Consider the following 23,299-nt stretch of genomic DNA (forward strand, 5'->3'; position numbering starts at 1 on the left):
CGCCCCGCCTCACATCGCGCGGATGTACTGCCACATCGGTTCGGGCATCCAGGTATACTCGATATAGTGCCCGAAGACCTTGCGCGCATCGAGGTAGAGGAACTTGAGCCCGCCCTCGGCCTCGCCGGTCAGGTCGCGCTCCATGGCGATCGGGAACGCCTGCGCATCGACGCGGGCGCGGAAGTTCTCCCACTCCGGAATACGGAAGCAGATGTGGTGGAAGCGCAGCGGGCCGCCGTTCGACAGGCAGTTGGCATAGAGGCCGACCTCGTCGATCTCGTTCTCGATCAGCTCGTACTGGAGCTCGCCGATCCAGATGAAGCAGATGCGGCCCTTCTGGCGTTTGGGGCCGTCGGGGGTGAGCACGGTCTGGTCGATCGGGATGATCACCGGCTCCTTTTCGAGCCCGCGGCCCCGGAACAGGTCGATGCCCGCCTCGAGATTGTCGCACATGTAGGCGTTCTGGTAGTGGATGCCTTCGAGCATTTCTCTCTCCCTTGGCGCGCACGCCGCCATTCATCCTGCACCGTCATCCCCGCGAAGGCGGGGATCCCGCTTGTTTTCGACCTCGCGAGGAAGAAGCGGGGTCCCCGCTTTCGCGGGGACGACGGTATGAGGTTGTCGTGAGCCTCAGCCCTCCCGCACGACATCGTAGCGCGACAGGTAGCGTTCGAAGAGCGGCTCCAGCTCCGCCTTGCTCAACCCGTACTGCGCCAGCTTGTATTCGTGGCGGCCGAACTTGTCCTGCGGGTTGTCGTCCACCCACTTCTGGACGCCGGCTTCGGCCTCGGCGGTCCATGCGTCGCCGAGTTGGGCGTAGACCTTCTTCGTGGCGGCGACCGGGTCGGCGACGATGTCGGCGTAGTGGACGTCGATGATCTTGTCCTCGCCGAAACTGTCGCGGAAATCCATGATCCGGTTGGCATGCTCGGCGGCCTGCCAGGGGTAGTCCTCCTTGAGCCACTCGGCGTCGATCCGGCCCATGTGCGCCTGGTGGCTGAGCGAGATCACCGAGCACAGCGAACCCGTCGCGGTGAACGGATCGCGGTGGGTCCAGATCACGCGGGCGTCGGGATAGACCTGGAAGATCGTCTCCAGCCACAGCGAGTGCGAGGGTTTCTTGACGTTCCACACGCCGGTGGTGTGGTGCTGCAGCACCTGCAGGAACTTCTTGTGGTACTCATAGGCGCTGGTCATGTCGCACGAGAAGATGAAGTCCTTGTAGGCGGGCAGCTTGCCCTTGGACTCGATCATCAGCGTCTTGAAGTCGTGGGCCATGAAGAACACGCACTCGTTGGGATAGATCGCCGAGCCGCGATAGTACTTGGCCATGCCGGGATTGGCCTCGAGTGCGGCCTTCTCCTGCGCAAGCCTAGTCACCGCACGGGGATCGGTGGTGAGCAGGGCGTTCGAAGTCACCGGCGGCACCGGATCGTCGATCTCCCAGGTCAGCGGCGAGCGGCGCGTCGGGTCGGCGGCCAGCAGGTTCGACATCAGCGTGGTGCCGGTGCGCGGCACGCCCATGACGAAGACGGGACGCTCGATCTTGCGCTCCAGCACCTCGGGATTGTCGCGCAGGTACTGCGAGACTTTCAGGCGGCCGCGCAAGTAGTGGAGCGTGTCGCCCCGCGCGCGGGCGATGCCGCCTTCGCTCATCCAGCCCTTGGCGATGCCGTCGTTGAACGAGGCGGTGAAGACGTCGAGCCCTTCGCGGTAGGTGTCGCTGTCGAAGGCGTCGATGCCGGTGTCGGTCATCGCCTGTTCGATGAGCGCGTCGGCGACCAGTTGGTCGGTGGCGGTGGTGGCCATGTGTGGTGATCCTCTTCCCATCAGGCCGCTCGGGCGGCCGTCCATGGCGCGAGATAATCGACCGGGGGGCGAGATTGGCAATGCGGGTGGATCGTCAGATCGGGCCGTTGTGTCGAGTTCGGGTCAAGACCCGACTGGACGGGTTGGTCTACCAACCCTTCCTCGCCTTCGCGGGGGTGACGAGTTGTTGGTGGGCAGGGTTCGAGGCTAAGCCAACACCCGCCCCTGCCGCTGCCGGAAGGTGCTCGGGCTCGCCCCCACCGCGCGGCGGAACGCGAAGGTGAAGCTGGAGGGCGAGGCGAAGCCCATCCCGAAAGCGATGGTCTTCACGCTCTCCCCCTCCATCAGCAGGCGCTTGGCGGCTTCCATCCGGCGCTGCTCGATATAGTCGCCGATCGAGCAGGCGCGGCTGACCCGAAACCCCCGCGTCAGTTGCCGCACCGACAGCGCACATAACGCCGCCAGCTCTTCCAGCGAAGGCGCGCTGAGGTCGTCGGCGAGGCGCTCGTCGATCAGCCGCAGCCGCCAGCCGGACAGCCCGCCGGTCATCGGCCGCTCGGCCACTTCGAGGCAATGGCGGCCCAGCTCGATCGCCAGTTCGCCGCCGAGGAAGCCCAGCATCCGCTGCGCCGAGAGGCCGGGGTGGCGCACTTCGGCGGTGATGCGGAACAGCAGCGCGCGCATCTGCGCGCTGCCGATGTCGAGCGCGGCGGCGAGGTGCGGGTCGTCCCAGGTCAGCGCGCGCCCGACGAGATCGTGGACGAGGTCGGCGTCGATCGTGCAGATGAGCGAGGCCTGCCGCCCGCTGCCTCCCTTGACGAACAGTTCCTCGCCGGGCGGCAAAGCGAAGATGTCGCCCAGCCGTTCCAGGCGGTGCGGGCCCCAGCGTTGGCGATATCCTCCGCGCGACTGCAGTGGGCGAGGGGTGAGGCACATGTTGACGTGATAACCCTCGCTTACCGAATGGCGTCCGTCGGTCGGCTCGGGAATGTCGTAGCGGACGATCTGTGCGAGCACGCCGGCCGTCTCCAGCTGCGCGTCTACGCTGGCGGTGGGGCGATGGACATCGCTGAAGGTCATCCTCGGGTCTCCGCGTGGCGCCTTATCCGTAATATGTCCCGGACGCCATCTTAGGTCCCGAATTCTATATCCCGCGACCTTGCCCGACAAGGCGCGGGCGAGGAACATCGCGCCCACGAAAGCGCCGCTTGAAGGCGGCTCGAATGGGATAGAGGGAAGTTACATGGCTAAGGGCCTTTTCGACTGCGCGGGCAAGGTGACGGTGGTGACGGGCGGCAACGGCGGCATCGGCTTCGGCTTCGCGATGGGCGTCGCCAAGATGGGCGGCGACCTCGCGATCTGGGCGCGCAATGCCGAGAAGAGCGCGAAGGCCAAGGCCGAACTCGAGGCGGCGGGCGCCGGCAAGGTGATCGCCTACCAGATCGATGTCTCCGAAGAGCAGAACATCATCGACGGCTATGCGCAGGTCATGGCGGATTTCGGCCGCGTCGACTGCGTCTTCGCCAACTCGGGCGCATCCCCGCGCTACAACTCGGTCTTCGATATGCCGACCGACCACTGGCACGACTTCCAGAAGACCGCGCTGCACGGTGCGTTCTTTACCCTGCGGGAAGGCGCGCGTCTGATGAAGGAGCGCGTCGAGGCGGGCGATGAAAGCGGCGGCAGCCTCGTCGCCTGCGGCTCGCTCTCGCTGTTCCAGGGCATCCCGGGCAAGATGGAATACGCCTCGTCGAAGGCGGGCATCGCCGCCGCCGTGCGCTGTCTGGCGATTGAACTCGCACCGCTCGGCATTCGCGCCAACGTGGTGGCGCCGGGCCTCATCATCACGCCGATGATGGGCGAGGGCGCGCGCGCCGACGCGGTCGCGCAGCACTTCGCGCCCACCATTCCGATGAAGCGCACCGGCTTCCCGGCCGACTTCGAGGGCATCGGCGCCTACCTGTGCTCGGACGCCAGCAGCTTCATGACCGGCGAGACGATCACGATCGACGGCGGATACATGGTCAGGCCGTAACAGCGGCATACGGGAGAGAGACGATGAAGCGGTTGAACATCCACGGTGTCGGCGATGTCCGCCTCGACAGCTACGAACGTCCCGAGGCGGGCCCCAAGGACGTCGTCGTGCGCATGAAGTCGGTGGGCATCTGCGGCAGCGACCTGACCTACATCAAGGTCGGCGGCATGCCCGCCGAGCCCGGCGGCCAGACCGCGCTGGGCCATGAGGGCGCGGGCGAGGTGCTCCAGGTGGGCGCCGAAGTCAGCGGCATCGCCGTGGGCGACGCGGTCATCGTCAATCCGATGATGACGCCCAGCAACATCGGCTCGGGCGGCCCCGAAGGCGCCTTCACCGAGGAACTGCTGGTGCGCGAGGCGCGGCTGGGCGATTCGATCCTGCCGATCCCCGAGGGCGTCAGCTACGATGTCGCCGCGATGTGCGAGCCGCTGGCGGTCGCCATGCACGGCGTCAACCGGGCCGAGGTGAAACCGGGCGACAAGGTGGTGGTGTTCGGCTGCGGCCCGATCGGGCTCGGGATGCTGCTGTGGCTGAGGGACCGTGGCATCACCGACGTCGTCGCGCTCGACCTGTCCGAGGAACGCCTCGAACGCGCCCGCGCCATCGGCGTGCAGGCGGCGCTCGACCCGACCAAGGTGGACCTGCGCGCCGAACTCGCGCGGCTCCACGGCGAAGTGCCGAGCTACGGCCGCGTGGGTGTCGGCACCGACGCCTACATCGACGCGGCGGGGGCGCCGCACATTCTCACGCAGGTCATCATGATGGCCAAGTTCCATGCGCGGCTGGTCATCACCGCCGCCTACATGAAGCCGCTGGAATTCCCCGCCGGCCGCATGCTGACGAGCGAGATGACCATCACCACGGCGGTCGGCTATCCCACCGAGATGCCCGAGGTGATCGCCGCCATGCCCCGCCTCCAGGACAAGATCGCGGCGATGATCAGCCACACGCTGCCTTTCGACGACGTGCTCCACGGCCTCGAGATCGCGGCGACGCCGCAGTCCGCCAAGGTCATGATCCAGTTCGAGGACGCCTGACATGAGCGACGTGAAAGACGCAGGACCCAAGCTCGCCGATCTGGTGCGCTCGGGCGACGAGCAGGCCGAGGCCATTGTCGTCACCGACTTCATCTTCCAGGCGAACGACATTTCGAACGCCTACCTCGTCACCACGTCCGAGGGTGACGTGATGGTCAACACCGGTTTCATGGACAACGCCGAGCGCACCAAGCGCCTGCTGGCGCCGCACCGCACTGGCCCGCTCGCCTTCGTCATCCTGACGCAGAGCCATGCGGACCACTACGGCGGGCTGCCGGAATTCGTGGAGGAGGGCACGCAGGTCGTCGGCGGTCCCGGCTTCAACGAAGTACTGGCCGACATGAACCGCCTCCAGCCCTTCTTCGGGCCGAGGAGCGGAAAGCTCTGGGGCTCCACCCTCAAGCGCGGCTCCGCGCCCAAGGCGCCGCCGCACGTAGAGCCCGACATCCTCGTCGACCGCCGCCTGACTATCGAACTGGGCGAGCGCACCTTCGAGGTGATCTCCACCCCCGAGGGCGAGACTATCGATGCTCTGACGGTGTGGATGCCAAACGAGAAGATCGCCTTCACCGGCAACGTCTTCGGGCCGGTCTGGCTGTCGATGCCGTTCCTCAACACCCTGCGCGGCGACAAGCCTCGACTGGTGCGCAATTATCTGAAGTCGCTTGAGGTCATCCGCGAACTCGGCGCCGAGATCGTCGTCACCGGGCACGGCGAGGCGATCCGCGGCAAGGAGCGCATCCGCGCCGACCTCGACAAGCTCCACGCCGCCGTCAGCCATGTGCGCGACTACACGCTGGAGGGCATGAACGCCGGCAAGGATGTCCACACCCTGATGCGCGAATTCGCCTGGCCTAAGGGGCTGGAGATCGGCGAATTTCACGGCAAGGGCAGCTGGGCGGTCAAGTCGATCTGGCGCGAGTATTCTGGCTGGCTGCACTACGAGGACGGCACCACCGCCCTCTACGGCGTGCCGCGTTCCAGTGTGGATGCGGACCTGGTCGAACTGGCCGGCGGCGCGGCGAAGCTGGCCGAGCGGGCGCAGGCGAAGCTGGACGCGGGCGCTGCTCTGGAGTCGGTGCATCTGGCCGACATCGCGTTGAACGCCGAGCCTGGCAGCGTCGAGGCGCTCAAGGTGCGCAAGGCCGCACACGAGGCGCTGCTGACGGCGAGCGGCGGCAAGAACCTGTCCGAGACCATGTGGCTGCGCTCCGAGATCGCGGCGATGGAAGCGAAGCTGGCGGGCTAAACCGACGTCGTCCCCGGCTCGACCGGGGACGACGGATTTCTTCAAACCCTCAGGCCATCACCGCCACGCTGTCGCACACCAGGCGGACGAGTTCCGCCTGTCCGCGCACGCCCAGCTTGGCGTAAAGTCGTTTCGAATAGTTGCGCGCGGTTTCCAGGGTCAGGCCCATGGCCTCGGCCGCCTCGGCGATCGACTGGCCTTCGTTCAGCGCGATCGCCAGTGCCGCCTCGCGCGGAGGGAGGTCGAACAGCCGGGCGAGACGCTCCACGCTTTCGGCCGTGCGCGCATTGGGAAGGCGGCACAGCGCCAGCATCGAGGGGCGCGGCATGTCGCTGGTGGCGGTCAGCAGGGCTTCCAGCCTCGGGTGCTCGTGCAGAAGGACCGGGCGCGGCGCCGGCGGATCGCTGGAGGCGAACAGCGCCGCCGCCGCCGCCAGCTCGCGCTCGGCATGGACCCCGAGGTCGCGCAGGCGCTCGCCCAGCCGCGGGGTGTAGCGCAGGTTCTCGCGCATCCAGGTGTCGAGGCGTGGGTCGATCGAGAGCAGCCGGGCCTCGCGGTCGAGCACCATCCAGGCGGTGGCGCTGCGGGCCATGCCCTGCGTGCTGACGCTGGCGCGGATACGGTGCCGCTCCAGCGCGACGTAGCTGCGCAGCGCGGCTTCCACATAAGGCGCGAGCGAGGAGAGCAGGGCGCTGTCGGCTCCGGTGCAGGGCCGCGCGCGCGCCATGATCAGCCAGGCGCTGGTGTCCTCGATGTCGGGCACTCGCACCACGCGCTCGTCGGCGATACCGAGGCGCCGCATCTTGCCGCTGCGTTCGGCGCGGAACACCGGGTCGTGGTCGACGAATTCGGCGACGGAATAGACCCGCCCCGGCCGCAGCCGGTCGTAGTGCAGGCGTTCGAGCGCGTGCATCTCGAAGGGATCGACCTCGCGCGCTTCGGCCCTGAGGTCACGGCCGGCGTGAAAGTCGGTGACCTGGGCGTGCGGGCCGTCTCCTTGCTTCATGACGATGCTGACGTATTCGGCATCGGTGCGCCGCCTCAGCCGTTCCAGGAACTCGGAAAACTGCCCGTCCTCGCCCACTCCGCGCAGCAGAGGAAGCAGCAGGTCGGTCTCGTCCCTCGAAGTCAGTACCATGCCCTCCCATATGGGAGGTTTGTCGGAATGTCATCCCTGCAAAAGACGATTCGTGCCCACGATACGAAGGGGGCAAACCCCACGAAGGCCCATGGAAGGGATAGCCTGAAATGAAGACCCTGACTCACCTCGACCGATTGGAGGCCGAGGCCATCCACATCATTCGGGAAGTCGTCGCCGAGGCGGACAAGCCGGTGATGCTCTACTCGGTCGGCAAGGACAGCGCCGTAATGCTGCACCTCGCGCGCAAGGCGTTCTATCCCTCGCCGCCGCCGTTCCCGCTGCTCCACGTCGACACGACCTGGAAGTTCAAGGCAATGTACGAACTGCGCGACAAGATGGCGCAGGATTCGGGCATGGACCTGCTGGTCTACCAGAACCCCGAAGCGGCCGAGAAGGGCATCAACCCGTTCGACCACGGCGCGCTCCACACCGACATGTGGAAGACCGAAGGGTTGAAGCAGGCGCTCGACAAGTACGGCTTCGACGCCGCTTTCGGCGGCGCCCGCCGCGACGAAGAGAAGAGCCGCGCCAAGGAGCGCATCTTCTCGTTCCGCACGTCTTCGCACGGCTGGGACCCGAAGAACCAGCGCCCGGAGCTGTGGAACCTCTACAACGCCCGCAAGGCCAAGGGCGAGTCGATCCGCGTCTTCCCGATCTCGAACTGGACCGAGCTGGACATCTGGCAATACATCCACCTCAACGACATCCCGATCGTGCCGCTCTACTTCGCGGGCGTGCGCCCCACCGTGGAGCGCGACGGGATGCTGCTGATGGTCGACGACGACCGCTTCCCGCTGCAGCCCGGCGAGGAGCCGGTGATGCGCTCGATCCGCTTCCGCACGCTCGGCTGCTACCCGCTGACCGGCGCGGTCGAGAGCACGGCCAGCACGCTCCCCGAGGTGATCCAGGAAACCCTGCTCACCACCACGTCCGAGCGGCAGGGCCGCGCCATCGACAAGGATGCCGGCGGCGCCGGCATGGAAGTCAAGAAGCAGCAGGGGTACTTCTGATGTCCGATATCGAAACCAAGGAAGCGGTCTACGTCACCGACCAGCTGATCGCCGACGACATCGACGCTTACCTCGTCAGCCACGAGCACAAGACGATGCTGCGCTTCATCACCTGCGGCAGCGTCGATGACGGCAAGTCCACGCTGATCGGGCGCATGCTCTACGATTCGAAGATGATCTTCGAGGATCAGCTCGACGCGCTCTCCGCCGACTCCAAGAAGGTCGGCACGCAGGGCCAGGAAATCGACTTCGCGCTGCTGGTCGACGGTCTCGCCGCCGAGCGCGAGCAGGGCATCACCATTGACGTGGCCTACCGCTTCTTCAACACCGAGAAGCGCAAGTTCATCGTCGCCGACTGCCCGGGCCACGAGCAGTATACCCGCAACATGGTGACCGGCGCCTCGACCGCCGACCTTGCCGTGATCCTGATCGACGCGCGCAAGGGCGTGCTGGTGCAGACGCGCCGCCACTCGTACCTGTGCCACCTGATCGGCATCAAGAACATCGTCCTGGCCGTCAACAAGATGGACCTGGTCGACTACGACGAGGCCGTGTTCGATGCCATCGTCAAGGACTACACCGAGTTCGCGTCCTCGATCGGGATCGAGAGCTTCACCGCGATGCCGATCTCCGGCTTCAAGGGCGACAACATCACGACGCTGTCGGAAAACACGCCCTGGTACACGGCGCCCAAGTACCCCGGCATCACGCTGGTCGAGCACCTCGAAACCGTCGAGGTCCTGTCCTCGGTCGATGCCGACAAGCCGTTCCGCATGCCGGTGCAGTGGGTCAATCGCCCGAACCTCGACTTCCGCGGCTTCTCGGGGCTCATCGCCACGGGCGGCGTCAAGGCCGGCGACAAGATCCGCGTCCTGCCCTCGGGCAAGACGAGCACGATCACTCGCGTCGTCACCTTCGACGGCGACCTTGACGAAGCCGTCGCCGGCCAGTCGGTGACGGTCTGCTTCGAGGACGAGATCGACTGCTCGCGCGGTTCGGTCATCTCGGTTGCCGACAACCCGCCGCAGACCGCCGACCAGTTCGACGCCACTTTCGTGTGGCTGGCCGACGAGGCTCTGATCCCGGGCCGGGCCTACTGGCTCAAGCTGGGCACGCAGATGGTCTCGGCCACGGTCCAGGAGCCCAAGTACACGGTCAACGTGAACACCATGGAGCACATGGCGGCCAAGACGCTCGAACTGAACGCCATCGGCGTCGCCGAGCTGACCACCGACAAGCAGATCGTGTTCGAGGCCTATGCCGACAACCGCACGCTCGGCGGGCTCATCCTGATCGACAAGATGACGAACGCCACGGTCGCCGCGGGCATGATCAACTTCTCGCTGCGCCGTTCGCAGAACGTCCACTGGCAGGCCGTCGACATCGACCGCCGGCAGCACGCGAACCTCAAGAACCAGAAGCCGGCGGTGCTGTGGTTCACCGGGCTCTCGGGCTCGGGCAAGTCGACCATCGCCAACCTCGTCGAGAAGAAGCTGCACCGGATGAACCGGCACACCTTCCTGCTCGACGGCGACAACGTGCGCCATGGTCTCAACAAGGACCTGGGCTTCACCGAGGCGGACCGCATCGAGAACATCCGCCGCGTCGGCGAAGTCGCCAAGCTGATGACCGACGGCGGCCTCATCGTGATCACCGCCTTCATCTCGCCGTTCCAGGCGGATCGCGAGATGGTGCGCTCGATGCTGCCCGAGGGCGAGTTCATCGAGGTGTTCATCGACACCCCGCTGAAGGTGGCCGAGGCGCGCGACGTCAAGGGCCTCTACAAGAAGGCGCGGTCCGGGGAGCTCAAGAACTTCACCGGCATCGACAGCCCCTACGAGGCGCCGCGCAATCCCGAGGTCCGCATCGACACCACGGTGCTCTCGCCGGAAGACGCCGCCAGTCTCATAGTCGATACCCTGCTGGGTGACGCCTGATGTCGTATAGCGACGGTGATCTCGCCGCCAAACTGGCCGACGAGGCGGGCAAGATCCTCCTCTCCGTCCGCGAATCCGGCCTGTTCGGGGGCAAGGCGCTCGGCAAGGCCGGCGACCAGACCGCGAACCAGTTCCTCTGCCACGCCCTGCGCGAGCAGCGGCCCGAGGATGGCCTCCTGTCCGAGGAGGAGAAGGACAACGCCGAGCGTCTCGCCAAGAGCCGGGTGTGGATCGTCGACCCGGTCGACGGTACCCGCGAATACGGCGAGGCGCGGGCCGACTGGGCGGTCCATGTCGGCATGGCGGTGAACGGCGTGCCGTTGCTCGGCGCGGTGGCGCTGCCCGGTGCCGATCTCGTGCTGCGCTCGGACAAGCCGGGAGAAGTCCCGGCTGCGCCCGAAACCTTGCGCATGGTGGTGAGCCGCACCCGTCCCGCCAAGGAGGCCACCGGCGTCGCCGAGGCGATCGGTGCCGAGCTGGTGCCGATGGGCTCGGCCGGCGCCAAGGCCATGGCGATCCTGCGCGGGGAGGCGGATATCTACCTCCACTCCGGCGGTCAGTATGAGTGGGACAGCTGCGCGCCTGCCGCCGTCGCGCTCGGCTGGGGGCTCCACGTGTCGAGGATCGACGGCTCGCCGCTGGTCTACAACCAGCAGGACGTGTACATGCCCGACCTGCTGATCTGCCGGAAGGAACATGCCGACATGGTCTTGCGCGAGGTCGAGGCCTTCCTCTGAAAGTCCCGTCGTCCCCGGTCAGCCGGGGACGACGATCCTTCCGGCGATGATAATCAACATTGTCGATCATAACTGCCGCCGCTATAGCCGCACGCTTTCCGGCGTAAGGGACAGTTATGGAAGTCAGGACCAGACGCCGGGTGCGCGACCCCGCTGCGACGCGCGAGACGATCCTCGACGCGGCGTGCAATCTGCTCGCCAAGGACGGTCTCGAAGGGGTGAGCCTTTCGGCTGTGGCGCACCTCGCCGCCGTCAACCGGGGTACTGCATACCAGCATTTCGAAACGCGCGAAAAGCTGATCGAGGCCACTATCCAGTGGGTCTCGGACAAGCTGTTCCTGGCCGTCTTCGGTGATCCTGCGACTATCGGCGAACGCCGCGTCGAGGAAGTCGACACCGCCGCGCTCACCGAACGCCTGTGCGGTTTCGCCATGGAGAACCCTGAAATTTGCCGCGTCTGGCTCCAGCAGGTGCTGGCGTCGCCGGACCCCAGTCAGGATCCTTTCTGGCGGGAATACGCGGGTTCGCTCGAGCGTTTCGCGGAAACGAAGCTGGCGATGCCGGGCGTGGACAGCGAAGTGCTGGCGGTCATGAACCTTGCGGGCGTGTTCTTCTGGCCGATTTTCGCGCGCTCCCACGCCGCCAACGAGGACGAGCGCAACCATCTTTCTCACCGTTTCACGCACGAGATTCTGCGCCTGTCGATGTACGGTTCGATGAGTGCCCAGCGCTTCCCCGAAGTTGCGGCGCGGCTGTCGGCGAAGTCGACTCCCAAGGCAGCGGGTTGAGGCTCCTGCGACACGAACGGAAGGTGCGTGGGTCCATCAGGCACCTCACCATCCGACGACTTCGCCTAGGCGATGCCGCGCTGCAGCGGCATTGACGCAGGCCCCTCGATCCCGTCAGCAGGACCGGCACATTTTCGGCGCGTGATCCCGCGATGGGGTCGCCGCGCTTGCCGAGGAGGGATTACCCATGTTTTCCGCAATCGTGATCGACAAGAACGACGATGGCCAGACCGTCACGCTGCAGCAGCTCGACGAAGCCGCGCTGCCCGAGGGTGATGTCACCATCGACGTCGCCTACTCGACGCTGAACTTCAAGGATGGCCTCGCCATCACGAACAGCTCGCCGGTCGTGCGCAAGTTCCCGATGGTGCCCGGGATCGATCTCGTCGGCACCGTGACCGAGAGCAGCCACGCCGACTGGAAGGCCGGCGACACCGTCGTGCTCAACGGCTGGGGCGTGGGCGAGGGCCACTGGGGCGGCCTGGCGCAGAAGGCCCGGCTCAAGGGCGACTGGCTGGTGCCGCTGCCTTCCGCCTTCACCCCGGCGCAGGCCATGGCGATCGGCACCGCCGGCTACACCGCCGCGCTCTGCGTCGACGCGCTGGTCGACTTCGGCGTGACCCCCGACAAGGGCGAGATCCTCGTGACCGGCGCCACCGGCGGCGTCGGTTCGGTCGCCATCGCGATCCTCAAGAAGCTGGGCTACTCGGTCGCCGCGCTGACCGGCAAGCCGGACGAGGCCGACTACCTCAAGTCGCTGGGCGCCGAGACCGTAATCGACCGCGCCGAACTGTCCGCCAAGGGCAAGCCGCTGCAGAAGGAGCGCTGGGCCGGCGTCGTCGACACCGCCGGCAGCTTCACGCTCGCCAACGCCTGCGCGCAGACGAAGTACGGCGGCGCCGTCGCCGCCTGCGGCCTGGCGCAGGGCTTCGACCTGCCCGCCACCGTCATGCCCTTCATCCTGCGCGGCGTCGCGCTGCTCGGCATCGACAGCGTCATGGCCCCCAAAGCCAAGCGCCTCAAGGCCTGGGACCGCCTGGCCAAGGACCTCGACCCCGCCGCACTCGACACCATCGGCCAGACCATCGGTCTCGGCGAAGCGATCGAGGCGGCCGCCAAGTTCATGTCTGGCGAGGTCAAGGGCCGCTATATCGTCGACGTGAACGCCTGACCTGCACGCACCACTTCGTCATTCCCGCGAAGGCGGGAACCCATCTGACGACTTGCCATGTCGCGCCGGCATCAGATGGGTCCCCGCCTTCGCGGGGATGACGAAAAAGGTGCAGGTAGAATGATCCTGAACCACAATGAAAACGAGGATGGCATGACGGGTTCGGTCGAGGTTGTGGACGGACTGTCCATCGTTCACGGGATTCCGCTGGGCGAGGAGCAGGGCGTCGGCGCGCTGACGCTGGGCGGCTACGTGCGCGAGATCGCGGAGCGTTTTGGCCCGAACGAGGCGGCGGTGATCCACCTGGATGGTGAAGTCCTGCGCTGGACCTACGACGAGCTCTATGCCCGTTCGATGGAAGTCGCCAAGTCGCTCATCGCGCTGGGCACCGGCAAGGGCACCCGTGTCGGCATTCTGATGACCAACCGGCTGGAGTTTCTCTCTGCTGCCTTCGGGGCTGCGCTCGCCGGCTGCGTGGCGACGCCGGTCAGCACCTTCTTTACGCCTGCCGAACTGGACGTCGTGCTCAAGGCCTCGGGCGTCTCGGTCCTGCTGCTCGAGCGCAAGGTGCTCAAGAAGGACTTCGCCGAGATGCTGGCGGGCCTCGAGCCCGAAGTGCTGACTGGCGAGCCCGGCAAGCTGGCTTCGCGCACGTTCCCGTTCCTGCGCTACGCCGCGATGATCGACAGCGAGGAACCTCTCGGCATGATCGAGGGCTACGGCGCCTTCCTCGCGCGGGGCGAGGGCGTTGCCGAAGGCCTCGTGCTCGCAGCGAGCGATGCGGTGGCGCCGTCGGATCCGGGCATCCTGCTGTTCTCATCGGGCTCCACCGGCAAGGCCAAGGGCATCCTCAGCGCGCACCGCGGGGTGTGCCTGCAGCTCTGGCGCTGGCCGCAGTGGTACGCGATCCAGGATGATCTCCCCGCGCGGACGTGGTCGGCCAACGGCTTCTTCTGGTCGGGCAACTTCACCATGGCGCTGGGCGGCACCCTGTCGCGCGGCGGCAGCCTTGTTCTTCAGCGCTGGTTCGACGCGGCCGAAGCGCTCGATCTTATGGCCGCAGAAAAGGCCAACATGGCGCTGGCCTGGCCGCACCAGTGGGCGCAGTTGGAAGCGGCGCCCAACTATCTCGACGTCGACCTGTCCTCGCTGGTCTACGTCTGCCAGAACCAGCCGATCTCGCGCCAGCCCACGGTGTCGAGCCAATGGCTGGAGCCCGGCCAGGCCTACGGCAATACCGAGACCTTCACGCTGATCTCGGTCTTCCCGGCCGGCACCCCGGACAGCATCGCGGGCAAGTCGCACGGCATTCCCACCGCCGGCTCCACCATCAAGATCGTCGAGCCGATGACCGGCGCGACCATGCCGCTCGGCGAGCGCGGCGAGATCGCGGTCAAGGGCCCGACGCTGATGCTCGGCTACCTCGGCATCCCGCTCGACGAATCGCTCGACGGCGAGGGCTTCCTGCGCACGGCCGACGGCGGCTATGTGGACGAGCAGGGCCGGCTGTTCTGGGAAGGGCGCCTCAACGACATCATCAAGACCGGCGGCGCCAACGTCTCGCCGCTCGAGATCGACGAGGTCATCCGCGCCCATCCCGAGGTCAAGGTCACGCAGACCGTGGGCGTGCCCGACGAACTGCTGGGCGAAGTGGTGGTGACCTGCATCGTTCCGGTCGAAGGCGCGACCCCGAGCGCGGAGGAGATCCGCGATTTCGCCAAGGCCAAGCTCTCGAGCTACAAGCTGCCGCGCCGGGTGTTGTTCGTGGCCGAAAGCGACCTCAAGACCACCGGCAGCGCCAAGATCAAGACGGCCGACTTGCGCAAGCTGGCGGCGGAACGGCTCGCGGAGATGGATGCCTGAGGGGGGAGGGAGGAGGACCACTCCTCCCTTTTCCCTCGTCGTCCCGCCTTCGCGGGAACGACGAGGGAAGGTTTTGAGAAAACGAGGGCGGTCGACGAGCCGTCTGATCGGGAGAGAGACCAATGACACCCGACTTCGCCGACTGGCTCGCCATCTGCAACCTCAAGGCCGCCTATTGCCGTCTGCTCGACACCAAGGACTGGGACGGCTGGAAGGCTCTCTTCATCGAGGACTGCGTGGTCGACACGACCGCCAGCGGCGGCACCGTGGAGCAGGGGCGCGAGCACTTCGTGGCGATGGTCAGCCGCTCGCTGGCCGACGCGAAGACCGCGCACCAGATCCACGCCCCGCAGATCACCGTCGAGGGCGACACGGCGCAAGTGGTCTGGGCCATGCAGGACCGCGTGATCAAGGACGACTTCGCGCTCACCGGCTACGGCCATTACCACGAGACCTGCGTGCGCACGCCCGAGGGCTGGAAGATCGCGAAGCAGACGCTGACCCGGCTGATCGTCGAGATGGACCGTCCTGGTTCCGAGGGGCCAGCATCCTGAATTCGAATTGTCTGGTCAACCTCGGGGCGGCTCAGTAGTCCTGCTGCGATGGAACGCAGGGTGGGCACGGTCCTGGGACAAGTCGCGCGCCTCATGCGGCGCGCCTTCGACGAGCGCGCGAGAGAGATCGGAGTGACCCGGCCGCAGTGGCAGGTGCTCGGCGTGCTGCGCCGCTACGAGGGCATCCGCCAGGCAGGCCTCGCCGAAATCCTCGAGGTCGAACCGATCACCGCCGGGCGCATGATCGACCGCATGCAGGACGCAGGGCTGGTAGAGCGCCGCGCCGATCCCACGGACCGCCGCGCCTGGAAGCTCCACCTCACCGCACGCGGCAACGAGATGATCGAGCGCCTCCAGCCGCTCGCCATCGAGACCTCCGAAGCGGCGCTCGCCGGGGTCAGCGATGCCGACAAGGCGCAACTGCTCGCGATGCTGGAGACCATCCTGGGCAACCTCACCGGCAAGCCTGCGACGAGCGACCCGCTGGATCACTGAGCGCGGCGGCGTGGTTCGGCGGCCAGCCCCCTGCAACTGATAATCCCCGTCGTACCCGCGAAGGCGGGGACCCCGCTTGTTCTTTCTACCTCGCGCAATAAGCGGGACCCCCGCCTGCGCGGGGCGACGGGGGGTTTTGGTCGAAAAGGATCGGGCCCTTGTTCCACCCTTGAACCGGGCCATAAGCACGCTGGATCCGGTCCCATAATCTTCGTCGCCCTCGCGAATGCGGGGGCCCCGCTTTCTTCTGCGAGCTCGAATGAACAAGCGGGATCCCCGCCTTCGCAGGGACGACGAGCTTGGTGTGAAGGCGGGTACCGTCGATGCACTGCCAGCCCCCCTCACATCGCCCCGGCGCGTGCGCTTCGAACCATCGTCGCCGCGATAGGCTGGCCGTTGCCTGTTCGCTATGATGCTGGAAAGCAGTCGGACCCGTACAACGGGCAACCGGTCTAGTGGGAGGAACTGTGGGTAAGACGATCGTCATCACCGGCGCCGGAGCCGGTCTCGGCAAGGCCCTGGCGCACCGCTTTGCGAGCGAGGGCGAGACCGTGATCCTGCTCGGCCGCACGCTGTCGAAAGTCCAGGCCGTGGCCGACGAACTCGGCGGCGATGCCCTGGCGGTGGAGTGCGACGTGGCCAGCGCGGATTCCGTGCGCGCGGCCTTCGCCGCGATCGCCGAAAAGCACCCGAAGATCGACGTGCTGATCAACAACGCCGGCATCTACGAGCCCTTCACGATCGCGGAGGCGACCGACCGGCAGATCGACTCGATCATCGCCACCAACCTCAGCGGTCCGATCTACTGCTGCCGCTCCGCCATCCCGATGATGGAGCGCGGCGGGCTGATCATCAACGTCGGCAGCGAATCCGTGACCGTGCCTTTCGTGATGCTGTCGCTCTACCAGTGCAGCAAGGCGGGGCTGGAGATGTTCACCACCTCGCTCGAGGCGGAGCTGGAGGAATCGGGCATCCGCGTCGCGCTGCTGCGCGCCGGGCCGATGTTCGACGAGGGCAAGGACTCCCCCAACTGGGACCGCGACGCCGCGATGCGCTTCCACATGGGCTGCGCGAAGAACGGCCTCGACCTGCGCACCCGCGCGGTCTCGCATTCCAACTCGGTCACGGGCGTGTTCCGCGCGGTCATCGACCTGCCGGCTGACGTACGGGTTTCCCATATCTCGATCGGCGCCCGCACGGCCTGAGCGTCCCCAGTCTCCCAGATTTCTCGCCAAGGATCCTCTCATGACCACTCTTCCCGACGCAAAGCTCTACATCGACGGCAAGCTGCGCGACGCGACCGGCGGCGCCACGTTCGACATCATCAGCCCCTGGACCGGTGAGCCGGTCGGCAAGGCCGCCGACGCCACCGCTGCCGACGTCGAAGAGGCGATCGCCGCCGCCCGCCGGGCCTTCGACGAGACCGACTGGTCGACCAACATCGAAAAGCGCGTCGCGCTGGTGACGAAGTATCGCGAATTGTTCGAGCGCGAGCGGGCCCGCGTCGGCCAGCTCGCCATCCACGAGGCCGGTGCGGCGCAGGGCGCGGTCACCCGCGCGCATGTCGACATGGCGCTCGACGGCTGGGACGAATACATGAACGTGTTCGACAAGCTCGAGTGGGAAAAGGACTACGGCGAGAAGCCCGCGTTCGGCTTCATCCACAAGCGCGTCGGCCTGCGCGAGGCGGTCGGCGTCGTCGGCGCGATCACGCCGTGGAACGTGCCGCTCTACGTCAACATCGGCAAGGTCGTCGCGGCGCTGCTCGCGGGCTGCACGGTGATCCTCAAGCCCGCGCCGAACACGCCGGGCATGGGCGCGATCTTCGGTGAGCTGGCCGAGGAGGCCGGTTTCCCCGCCGGCGTCATCAACGTGGTGTTCGGCGCCGATCCGGCGCTGGCGGGCGAAATGCTGGTAACCGATCCGCGCGTCGACCTGATCTCGTTCACCGGCTCGACCGGCGTCGGCAAGCGCATCATGGAGCAGGGCGCGGCGACGCTGAAGCGCGTGTTCCTCGAACTGGGCGGCAAGTCGGCGAAGATCGTGCTCGACGATGCACCCAACTTCACCATGGACGTGGCGATGACCATGCTGGTCTTCCACGCCGGCCAGGGCTGCGCCGTGCAGTCGCGCTTGCTGGTGCCCAAGAGCCGCTACGAGGAGGCCAAGGCCATCCTCAAGGGCGCCTACGGCAACTTCGGCGACAACTGGGGCGACGTCGCCAACCCCGCGCACATCATGGGCCCAGTGGTTTCCAAGCGCCAGATGGAGCGCGTGAAGAGCTACATCGACCTCGGCGTCGAGGAAGGCGCGACGCTGCTGGCGGGCGGCAAGATCCGTCCCGACAAGGGCGGCGGCTGGTTCGTCGAGCCGACCTGCTTTGTCGATGTCACCAACGACATGCGCATCGCCCAGGAAGAGATCTTCGGCCCGGTTCTGGTGGTCATCCCCTATGAGGACGACGAGGATGCGATCCGCATCTCCAATGACAACGCCTATGGCCTGTCGGGCGGCGTCTCGGGCAGCCACGACCGTGCGATGAACATCGCCCGCCGTATCAAGACCGGCTCGATGAGCGTCAACAACGGCATGTGCATCGCCGGCGACATTCCCTTCGGCGGCTTCAAGGCCAGCGGCATGGGCCGTGAATGGGGTCTCGAAGGTATCGAGGAGTATACCGACGTCAAGATGCTGGCCTGGCCGGTCGGTCAGGTCGAGCCGGCCTAAACCACGACTCGGGGGGCATCGGTGGTGGGGGACGAACCCGAGGTGGTCGGCGCTGGCCACCTCGCGGCCCTGTCGACGTCGCTATCGGCGGCGGTGGCGGTGGCCTGCGCTGCGGTCAGCCACAACGTCAACGGACAGAAGCTCGGCCGTAAGGGCAGGGTGACGCGCGAGCGCATCCTGGCAGCGGCGATCGAACTGATCGAGGCCTCGGAGGAACCCGTGACGCTGGGCCGCGTCGCGCTTCAGGCCTCGCTCGGCATGACTTCGGTGTATAACTACTTCACCGACATGACGGAACTGCTGCTGGCGGCGCTCCAGCCGGTCATGGCGACGGCCGAGGAGGACTACCTCTCGGTCCTGCAGGAACGCTGGCCCGATGAGGCGCTGTTCGAGCACTGCTACCGCTTCGTACGCCGTTATCACGCCTTCTGGCTGCGTCACTCGCGCCTGCTCCACATGCGCAACGCGCTGGCGGACCAGCAGGACGCGCGCATGATGCATCACCGGATCGAGAGCAGCCGCCCGATCATCGGGCTGCTGGTGCGCCAGATGGGTGCCGAGCCGCTCGGCCTGGGGCCGCATACCTCGATGGCGACGATGTTGATGATCGGCATCGAGCGCTCGGTGACGCTGGTGACCGACCGCGAACTGCGCCGCCTCGTCGAAATGGGGCCGGAGGTCAGCGAGGATCGCTATCTCATCCCAGGCGCGAGGCTGATGGAGTTCGCGATCAGCGACGCCAGGGCGGGCGTCCGGCGCGTGTGACCCCGTCGTCCCGGATCAGCCCGGGGCGACCATCTACTGATCGCTCGGCCCAAACCAAAAAGGCGACGCCCCGGGGGCGCCGCCTTTTTGGTTCGACCCTTGGCCGGGCTTACTTGCCGCGAAGCTTGCGGTGCTTGGTCAGGTCAAGGACTTCGCTCGGGTTGGCGTCGTCCTGCAGCAGGCCGAGGCGGCGGGCGACTTCCTGGTAGGCTTCTTCCTCACCGCCGAGGTCGCGGCGGAAGCGGTCCTTGTCGAGTTTTTCGCCGGTGGTCATGTCCCACAGGCGGCAGCCGTCTGGGCTGATCTCGTCGGCCAGGATCACGCGGCTGTAGTCGCCGTCCCAGATGCGGCCGAACTCGAGCTTGAAGTCGACGAGGCGGATGTTGATCGCCGCAAACATGCCCGCCATGAAGTCGTTCACGCGGATCGCCATGGCGGCGATGTCCTGCATCTCGTCGGCGTTGGCCCAGCCGAAGCACGCGATGTGCTCTTCGGCGACCATCGGATCGCCGAGTGCGTCGTCCTTGAAATAGTACTCGATCAGCGTGTGCGGAAGCATCTCGCCCTCGGGAATGCCGAGGCGCTTGGAGATGGAGCCGGCGGCCACGTTGCGCACCACGACCTCGATCGGGATGATCTCGACCTGGCGGACCAGCTGCTCGCGCATGTTGAGGCGGCGGATGAAGTGGTTGGGGACGCCGATGTGGTTGAGGCGCGTGAACACATACTCGCTGATGCGGTTGTTGATCACGCCCTTGCCCTGGATGGTGCCCTTTTTCTGCGCGTTGAACGCAGTGGCGTCATCCTTGAAGTACTGGATCAGCGTGCCGGGCTCGGGACCTTCATAGAGGATCTTGGCCTTGCCTTCGTAGATCTGGCGGCGACGGGACATGCGGCATGGTCCTTGAAACGACATAAGAGCAAACCCCGGCGATCAAGACGCTTTGGCGACTTTCACGGCCGGGGCATTCGAGCGCGCATATAATGCAAGCGGGGTCAAAAGCAAACCGCCCGGACGAGACTTGACGACAGGCGCCGGGCTGGGAGCCATGGGCGGTGCAACAAGGCCGCATTAGCAGCGCATTAGCGGCACATTAGCGGCTTGGCCCGAAAGCCGTGCCGTGCGCGGCGCTTCGGTGCCGCAACTCGGCAAGGAGGTGGCGCGCGGCGTCGCTGACCTGTCGCCAGGTTTCCTCGAAACCCTCTGGCCCGCCGTAATAGGGATCGGCGACATCCTGCCCCAACTGGCCCGGTACATGGTCGAGAAGCAGCGAGAGCTTAGCGCGGCTCCGGGCCGGTGCGATCTGCTCCAGGTCGGCAAGATTCGCAGCGTCCAGGGCCACGATGTGGTCGAAACGGTGGAAGTCGCGGGGGCTGACCTGCCGGGCACGGTAGCCACCTATGTCGATGCCGTGGCGCCGCGCCTCGTCGCACGAGCGCGGATCGGGGCTCTTGCCGACATGCCACGAACCGGTGCCCGCCGAATCGACGGTGGCGTCGAAGCCTTCCGCTTCCGCCTCACGCCGAAGGGCTGCTTCGGCGAGGGGCGAACGGCAGATGTTGCCGAGGCAGACGAACAGTACGGAGGGGGCAGGGGACATGGCGCGGCGATAGCGGAGCCCGGGCCGCGCGTCTCTCAGTGATGGCCGAAAAGGCGCCTGAGAATGGACGGCGCTTCCATGGGCCGGATCGGACCATGGATGCGGCGGCGCATCAAGGGGTCCTGCGGAGCCGGGGCGCTCCAGATGCGGTGGGCCCCATCGTTGCGATCATTCGACAAGGCCATGGCTTTGCTCCGTGGTTTGGGGTTCCGTTCGAACCACCCAATGCACCAGCGGCGGGATGGTTTCCGGGAGCAGGTCCATGAGCGTCGACGACGGCAATTCTACCTTGCCATCGCCGTGGCCTCCGCGGCGAGTTGGCGGATCATCCGGCGCACGTCGGACGCGACGAACGGCTTGCCCAGCATCGGGCGAGCGGCGTGGCCCGCGGGGAGGTGATCGCGGTCGTAGCCGCTCACGAAGGCAAAGGGCGTGTCGCGCGCGGCGAGCAGGTCGGCCACGGCGTCGATCTTCTCGCCGTTGAGGTTGCCGTCGAGCAGGGCAAGGTCGGGGCGTTCGTCGCGGATGATCGCCAGGGCCTGCTCGCAGGAAGATGCCGGGCCTATGGCAACGGCGCCGCCGTCCTCGATCTCCATCATCAGTTCCATCGCGACGAGCGGCTCGTCCTCGACCACCAGGATGCGCATCGGTGGCAGGCTGTCGGAGATCGGTGCGGGCGGGCGCGCAGGAACAGGCCGGCTCGCCACGGCGGTCGGCGCCGGCGGGCCTGCTTTCGCGGCCAACGGTAAGGTCATGCTCCAACGTACGCCGCCAGGCGCGAACTCGGAGGTGATGCGCGCGCCGTCGCCGGCCATGCTGTGCTGGATCAGCGTGGAGCCGAAGCCGCGCCGTTCGGGCGCCGACACCGGCGGGCCGCCGCTCTCCGCCCATTCGAGCGACAGCTGGCCTCCTTCCAGCCGCCAGCCCAGACTTACCCTGCCGACCGCATTGGAGAGCGCGCCGTACTTGTGCGCGTTGGTGGCGAGTTCGTGGAAGATCAGCGAGAAGCGCAGCGCCAGTTCGGGCGGCAGTTCCACTTCCGGTCCGTCGAGCAGCAGGCGATCCTCGCTCACCGCGCCGATCGCCACCTGGTCCGCGATCAGGGCGCGCAGACCGGCGCTTTCCCAGGTCGTGGCGCTCAGCATTGAGTGCGCGCGTGAGAGCGCCTGGAGACGGCCGGAGAAGGTGTCCTGAAACTCCTTCTCCGACCGGGCGTGACGGAAGCCTTGCGAGGCGATCGCCTGCACCGTCGCCAGCGTATTCTTCACCCGGTGGTTGAGTTCGCCGATGAGCAGCCGCTGGGTATCCTCGGCGCGGCGGCGCTCGGTGACGTCGAGCAGTTCGATCATGACGCTGCCAGGCCGCAGGCCGCTCCCCGCGAGCGAGGAGCAATACCATTCGCCTTCGCGAAGGGTGCCGTCGGCACGGGTGAAACGATGCTCCTGCATCGCGCGCCGGTCGCCGCCTTCGAGCAGCGCGTTCATGCCTGCAAGGAAAGCCTCGCGTGCTCCGTTGGCCGGGATGAACGGCGCGGCGGCGAGGGGGAGGCCCAGCATTTCGGCGGCGGGATAGCCTACCATACGCTCGGCGCTGCGATACCAGCCCACGATGCGCAGGGTGGAATCGATCTCCAGCACGGCAAGCGGCGAATTGTCGCCGTGGGCGCGCAGCCTTCCGAGGGCAGCGCCGAGTTCGTCACGCTGGAAGGCGATCTCACGCCGCTGCCGGGCCAGTTCGACGAAGACCGCGACCTTGGAGTTGAGCTCCGTGATGTCGAGAGGCTTGAGCAGGTAGTCGACCGCGCCGGTCTCGAAGCCGCGGAACTTGCGGCGCTCGTCGGTGGCGACGGCGGTGAGGAAGATGATGGGGACGCCGCGCGTGCGCTCCGTCCCGCGCATCAGCTCGGCAAGCTCGAAACCATCCATTTCCGGCATCTGCACGTCGAGAAGGCCGAGCGCGAAGTCATGCCGTAGCAGCAGTTCGAGTGCCTCGATCCCGGAGGAGGCGGTGACGAGTTCGACGCCGGGCTGGTCGAGCGCGGCTTCCAGCGCGATCAGGTTCTCGCGAACGTCGTCGACGGCGAGGATCTTGATCGGTTCATTCGGCATCGACGGACCTCCCCGCGTCATGGGCGGCGCGGCGCCGGGCCGTTTCAAGCGGGGACGATATCGCGGCAGTGGCCGCTTCGATCATGGCCGACGACGGCTGGCAGGGCGGCGACGAGGCCAGGGGTTCTGCGAGGTCGTATCCGCACGCGGTGGCCATATCGTTCTTTGCGCCATCTCTTGTCTTGCGGGAGCACGCCGGGGCCGATCGCGCCGCTCCCCGGTAGCGCGATCCCCGGATCGCGCATGAAAACGCGCCGAAGTTGGATCGGTTC

At 66.7% G+C, this 23,299-nt stretch carries 21 protein-coding genes; 14 read left to right on the top strand and 7 right to left on the bottom strand.

The genetic code is table 11. The features are described from left to right. Positions 1-9 precede the first annotated feature (9 nt). From AC07M9_RS06430 to AC07M9_RS06440, 3 genes are all read right to left on the bottom strand, one after another. Positions 10-486 carry a VOC family protein gene (locus AC07M9_RS06430; RefSeq protein ID WP_494882299.1) on the bottom strand — a complete coding sequence of 159 codons (477 nt, stop codon included), beginning with the start codon at positions 484-486 and terminating at the stop codon, positions 10-12. Between the two features lie 144 nt (positions 487-630). Then, positions 631-1,809 (bottom strand): sulfotransferase family protein, encoded by a 1,179-nt coding sequence (locus tag AC07M9_RS06435; RefSeq protein ID WP_494882301.1) that lies wholly within the window; start codon positions 1,807-1,809, stop codon positions 631-633. A 207-nt stretch (positions 1,810-2,016) separates the two neighbouring features. Next, a complete protein-coding gene (locus tag AC07M9_RS06440) occupies positions 2,017-2,889 on the bottom strand; it encodes a helix-turn-helix transcriptional regulator (RefSeq protein WP_494882303.1) in 873 nt (290 codons plus the stop codon). A gap of 163 nt (positions 2,890-3,052) precedes the next feature. Between AC07M9_RS06440 and AC07M9_RS06445 the strand changes: the two genes are divergently transcribed. Genes AC07M9_RS06445 through AC07M9_RS06455 form a run of 3 tightly spaced genes read left to right on the top strand, consistent with a single transcriptional unit; the run spans position 3,053 to position 6,130 of the window. Next, positions 3,053-3,844: an SDR family NAD(P)-dependent oxidoreductase gene (locus tag AC07M9_RS06445; RefSeq protein WP_494882305.1), complete on the top strand. Its 792-nt coding sequence runs from the start codon at positions 3,053-3,055 to the stop codon at positions 3,842-3,844. A 23-nt stretch (positions 3,845-3,867) separates the two neighbouring features. Further along, complete coding sequence (locus tag AC07M9_RS06450) at positions 3,868-4,881, top strand: zinc-dependent alcohol dehydrogenase (RefSeq protein ID WP_494882307.1); 1,014 nt, start codon at positions 3,868-3,870, stop codon at positions 4,879-4,881. 1 nt (position 4,882) lies between these two features. Next, the gene (locus tag AC07M9_RS06455) at positions 4,883-6,130 is read left to right on the top strand and encodes an MBL fold metallo-hydrolase (protein WP_494882308.1); all 1,248 of its coding nucleotides are present in this window, start codon (positions 4,883-4,885) and stop codon (positions 6,128-6,130) included. A 49-nt stretch (positions 6,131-6,179) separates the two neighbouring features. Here AC07M9_RS06455 and AC07M9_RS06460 read toward each other — a convergent pair whose 3' ends face one another. Further along, positions 6,180-7,268 (bottom strand): helix-turn-helix transcriptional regulator, encoded by a 1,089-nt coding sequence (locus AC07M9_RS06460; RefSeq protein ID WP_494882309.1) that lies wholly within the window; start codon positions 7,266-7,268, stop codon positions 6,180-6,182. A gap of 110 nt (positions 7,269-7,378) precedes the next feature. On the opposite strand from AC07M9_RS06460, the gene cysD reads away from it, so the two are divergent. The 11 genes from cysD (at position 7,379) to AC07M9_RS06515 (ending at position 19,318) form a co-directional block, all read left to right on the top strand. Beyond that, the gene (gene cysD / locus AC07M9_RS06465) at positions 7,379-8,281 is read left to right on the top strand and encodes a sulfate adenylyltransferase subunit CysD (RefSeq protein WP_007685178.1); all 903 of its coding nucleotides are present in this window, start codon (positions 7,379-7,381) and stop codon (positions 8,279-8,281) included. Next, entirely contained in the window at positions 8,281-10,218 is a 1,938-nt protein-coding gene (cysN, locus tag AC07M9_RS06470) for a sulfate adenylyltransferase subunit CysN (protein ID WP_494882311.1), read from the top strand. The genes cysD and cysN overlap by 1 nt, the downstream gene beginning before the upstream one ends. Next, entirely contained in the window at positions 10,218-10,955 is a 738-nt protein-coding gene (locus tag AC07M9_RS06475; RefSeq protein WP_494882312.1) for a 3'(2'),5'-bisphosphate nucleotidase CysQ, read from the top strand. The genes cysN and AC07M9_RS06475 overlap by 1 nt, the downstream gene beginning before the upstream one ends. Positions 10,956-11,071: 116 nt before the next feature. Then, positions 11,072-11,743 carry a TetR/AcrR family transcriptional regulator gene (locus tag AC07M9_RS06480; RefSeq protein ID WP_494882313.1) on the top strand — a complete coding sequence of 224 codons (672 nt, stop codon included), beginning with the start codon at positions 11,072-11,074 and terminating at the stop codon, positions 11,741-11,743. A gap of 187 nt (positions 11,744-11,930) precedes the next feature. After that, positions 11,931-12,914, top strand: a complete 984-nt coding sequence (gene acuI, locus AC07M9_RS06485; protein WP_494882314.1) for an acrylyl-CoA reductase (NADPH) — start codon at positions 11,931-11,933, stop codon at positions 12,912-12,914. Positions 12,915-13,067: 153 nt separating this feature from the next. Then, positions 13,068-14,777 (top strand): class I adenylate-forming enzyme family protein, encoded by a 1,710-nt coding sequence (locus AC07M9_RS06490; protein ID WP_494883895.1) that lies wholly within the window; start codon positions 13,068-13,070, stop codon positions 14,775-14,777. A 122-nt stretch (positions 14,778-14,899) separates the two neighbouring features. Continuing rightward, the gene (locus AC07M9_RS06495; protein ID WP_494882316.1) at positions 14,900-15,331 is read left to right on the top strand and encodes a nuclear transport factor 2 family protein; all 432 of its coding nucleotides are present in this window, start codon (positions 14,900-14,902) and stop codon (positions 15,329-15,331) included. Between the two features lie 48 nt (positions 15,332-15,379). After that, positions 15,380-15,826 carry a MarR family winged helix-turn-helix transcriptional regulator gene (locus AC07M9_RS06500; protein ID WP_494882318.1) on the top strand — a complete coding sequence of 149 codons (447 nt, stop codon included), beginning with the start codon at positions 15,380-15,382 and terminating at the stop codon, positions 15,824-15,826. A 467-nt stretch (positions 15,827-16,293) separates the two neighbouring features. After that, positions 16,294-17,031, top strand: coding sequence for an SDR family oxidoreductase (locus tag AC07M9_RS06505; RefSeq protein ID WP_494882320.1), 738 nt, complete (start codon positions 16,294-16,296; stop codon positions 17,029-17,031). Between the two features lie 40 nt (positions 17,032-17,071). Further along, the gene (locus AC07M9_RS06510; RefSeq protein ID WP_494882322.1) at positions 17,072-18,553 is read left to right on the top strand and encodes an aldehyde dehydrogenase family protein; all 1,482 of its coding nucleotides are present in this window, start codon (positions 17,072-17,074) and stop codon (positions 18,551-18,553) included. 24 nt (positions 18,554-18,577) lie between these two features. After that, entirely contained in the window at positions 18,578-19,318 is a 741-nt protein-coding gene (locus AC07M9_RS06515) for a TetR/AcrR family transcriptional regulator (RefSeq protein ID WP_494882324.1), read from the top strand. A 109-nt stretch (positions 19,319-19,427) separates the two neighbouring features. Here the strand turns inward: AC07M9_RS06515 and purC are convergent, their stop codons facing one another. From purC to AC07M9_RS06530, 3 genes are all read right to left on the bottom strand, one after another. Further along, positions 19,428-20,210, bottom strand: coding sequence for a phosphoribosylaminoimidazolesuccinocarboxamide synthase (gene purC / locus AC07M9_RS06520; RefSeq protein ID WP_494882326.1), 783 nt, complete (start codon positions 20,208-20,210; stop codon positions 19,428-19,430). A 202-nt stretch (positions 20,211-20,412) separates the two neighbouring features. Then, a complete protein-coding gene (locus AC07M9_RS06525) occupies positions 20,413-20,919 on the bottom strand; it encodes a low molecular weight protein-tyrosine-phosphatase (RefSeq protein ID WP_494882328.1) in 507 nt (168 codons plus the stop codon). A 284-nt stretch (positions 20,920-21,203) separates the two neighbouring features. Beyond that, the gene (locus AC07M9_RS06530; protein ID WP_494882330.1) at positions 21,204-23,027 is read right to left on the bottom strand and encodes a response regulator; all 1,824 of its coding nucleotides are present in this window, start codon (positions 23,025-23,027) and stop codon (positions 21,204-21,206) included. Positions 23,028-23,299: the final 272 nt, after the last annotated feature.

The organism is Novosphingobium sp. GW821-FHT09E05 (genome assembly GCF_059416165.1).

Coding starts and splice junctions, on each gene's coding strand:
- AC07M9_RS06430 (WP_494882299.1), bottom strand. CDS start 486: ATGCTCGAAGGCATCCACTACCAGAACGCCTACATGTGCGACAATCTC.
- AC07M9_RS06435 (WP_494882301.1), bottom strand. CDS start 1,809: ATGGCCACCACCGCCACCGACCAACTGGTCGCCGACGCGCTCATCGAA.
- AC07M9_RS06440 (WP_494882303.1), bottom strand. CDS start 2,889: ATGACCTTCAGCGATGTCCATCGCCCCACCGCCAGCGTAGACGCGCAG.
- AC07M9_RS06445 (WP_494882305.1), top strand. CDS start 3,053: ATGGCTAAGGGCCTTTTCGACTGCGCGGGCAAGGTGACGGTGGTGACG.
- AC07M9_RS06450 (WP_494882307.1), top strand. CDS start 3,868: ATGAAGCGGTTGAACATCCACGGTGTCGGCGATGTCCGCCTCGACAGC.
- AC07M9_RS06455 (WP_494882308.1), top strand. CDS start 4,883: ATGAGCGACGTGAAAGACGCAGGACCCAAGCTCGCCGATCTGGTGCGC.
- AC07M9_RS06460 (WP_494882309.1), bottom strand. CDS start 7,268: ATGGTACTGACTTCGAGGGACGAGACCGACCTGCTGCTTCCTCTGCTG.
- cysD (WP_007685178.1), top strand. CDS start 7,379: ATGAAGACCCTGACTCACCTCGACCGATTGGAGGCCGAGGCCATCCAC.
- cysN (WP_494882311.1), top strand. CDS start 8,281: ATGTCCGATATCGAAACCAAGGAAGCGGTCTACGTCACCGACCAGCTG.
- AC07M9_RS06475 (WP_494882312.1), top strand. CDS start 10,218: ATGTCGTATAGCGACGGTGATCTCGCCGCCAAACTGGCCGACGAGGCG.
- AC07M9_RS06480 (WP_494882313.1), top strand. CDS start 11,072: ATGGAAGTCAGGACCAGACGCCGGGTGCGCGACCCCGCTGCGACGCGC.
- acuI (WP_494882314.1), top strand. CDS start 11,931: ATGTTTTCCGCAATCGTGATCGACAAGAACGACGATGGCCAGACCGTC.
- AC07M9_RS06490 (WP_494883895.1), top strand. CDS start 13,068: ATGACGGGTTCGGTCGAGGTTGTGGACGGACTGTCCATCGTTCACGGG.
- AC07M9_RS06495 (WP_494882316.1), top strand. CDS start 14,900: ATGACACCCGACTTCGCCGACTGGCTCGCCATCTGCAACCTCAAGGCC.
- AC07M9_RS06500 (WP_494882318.1), top strand. CDS start 15,380: ATGGAACGCAGGGTGGGCACGGTCCTGGGACAAGTCGCGCGCCTCATG.
- AC07M9_RS06510 (WP_494882322.1), top strand. CDS start 17,072: ATGACCACTCTTCCCGACGCAAAGCTCTACATCGACGGCAAGCTGCGC.
- purC (WP_494882326.1), bottom strand. CDS start 20,210: ATGTCCCGTCGCCGCCAGATCTACGAAGGCAAGGCCAAGATCCTCTAT.
- AC07M9_RS06525 (WP_494882328.1), bottom strand. CDS start 20,919: ATGTCCCCTGCCCCCTCCGTACTGTTCGTCTGCCTCGGCAACATCTGC.
- AC07M9_RS06530 (WP_494882330.1), bottom strand. CDS start 23,027: ATGCCGAATGAACCGATCAAGATCCTCGCCGTCGACGACGTTCGCGAG.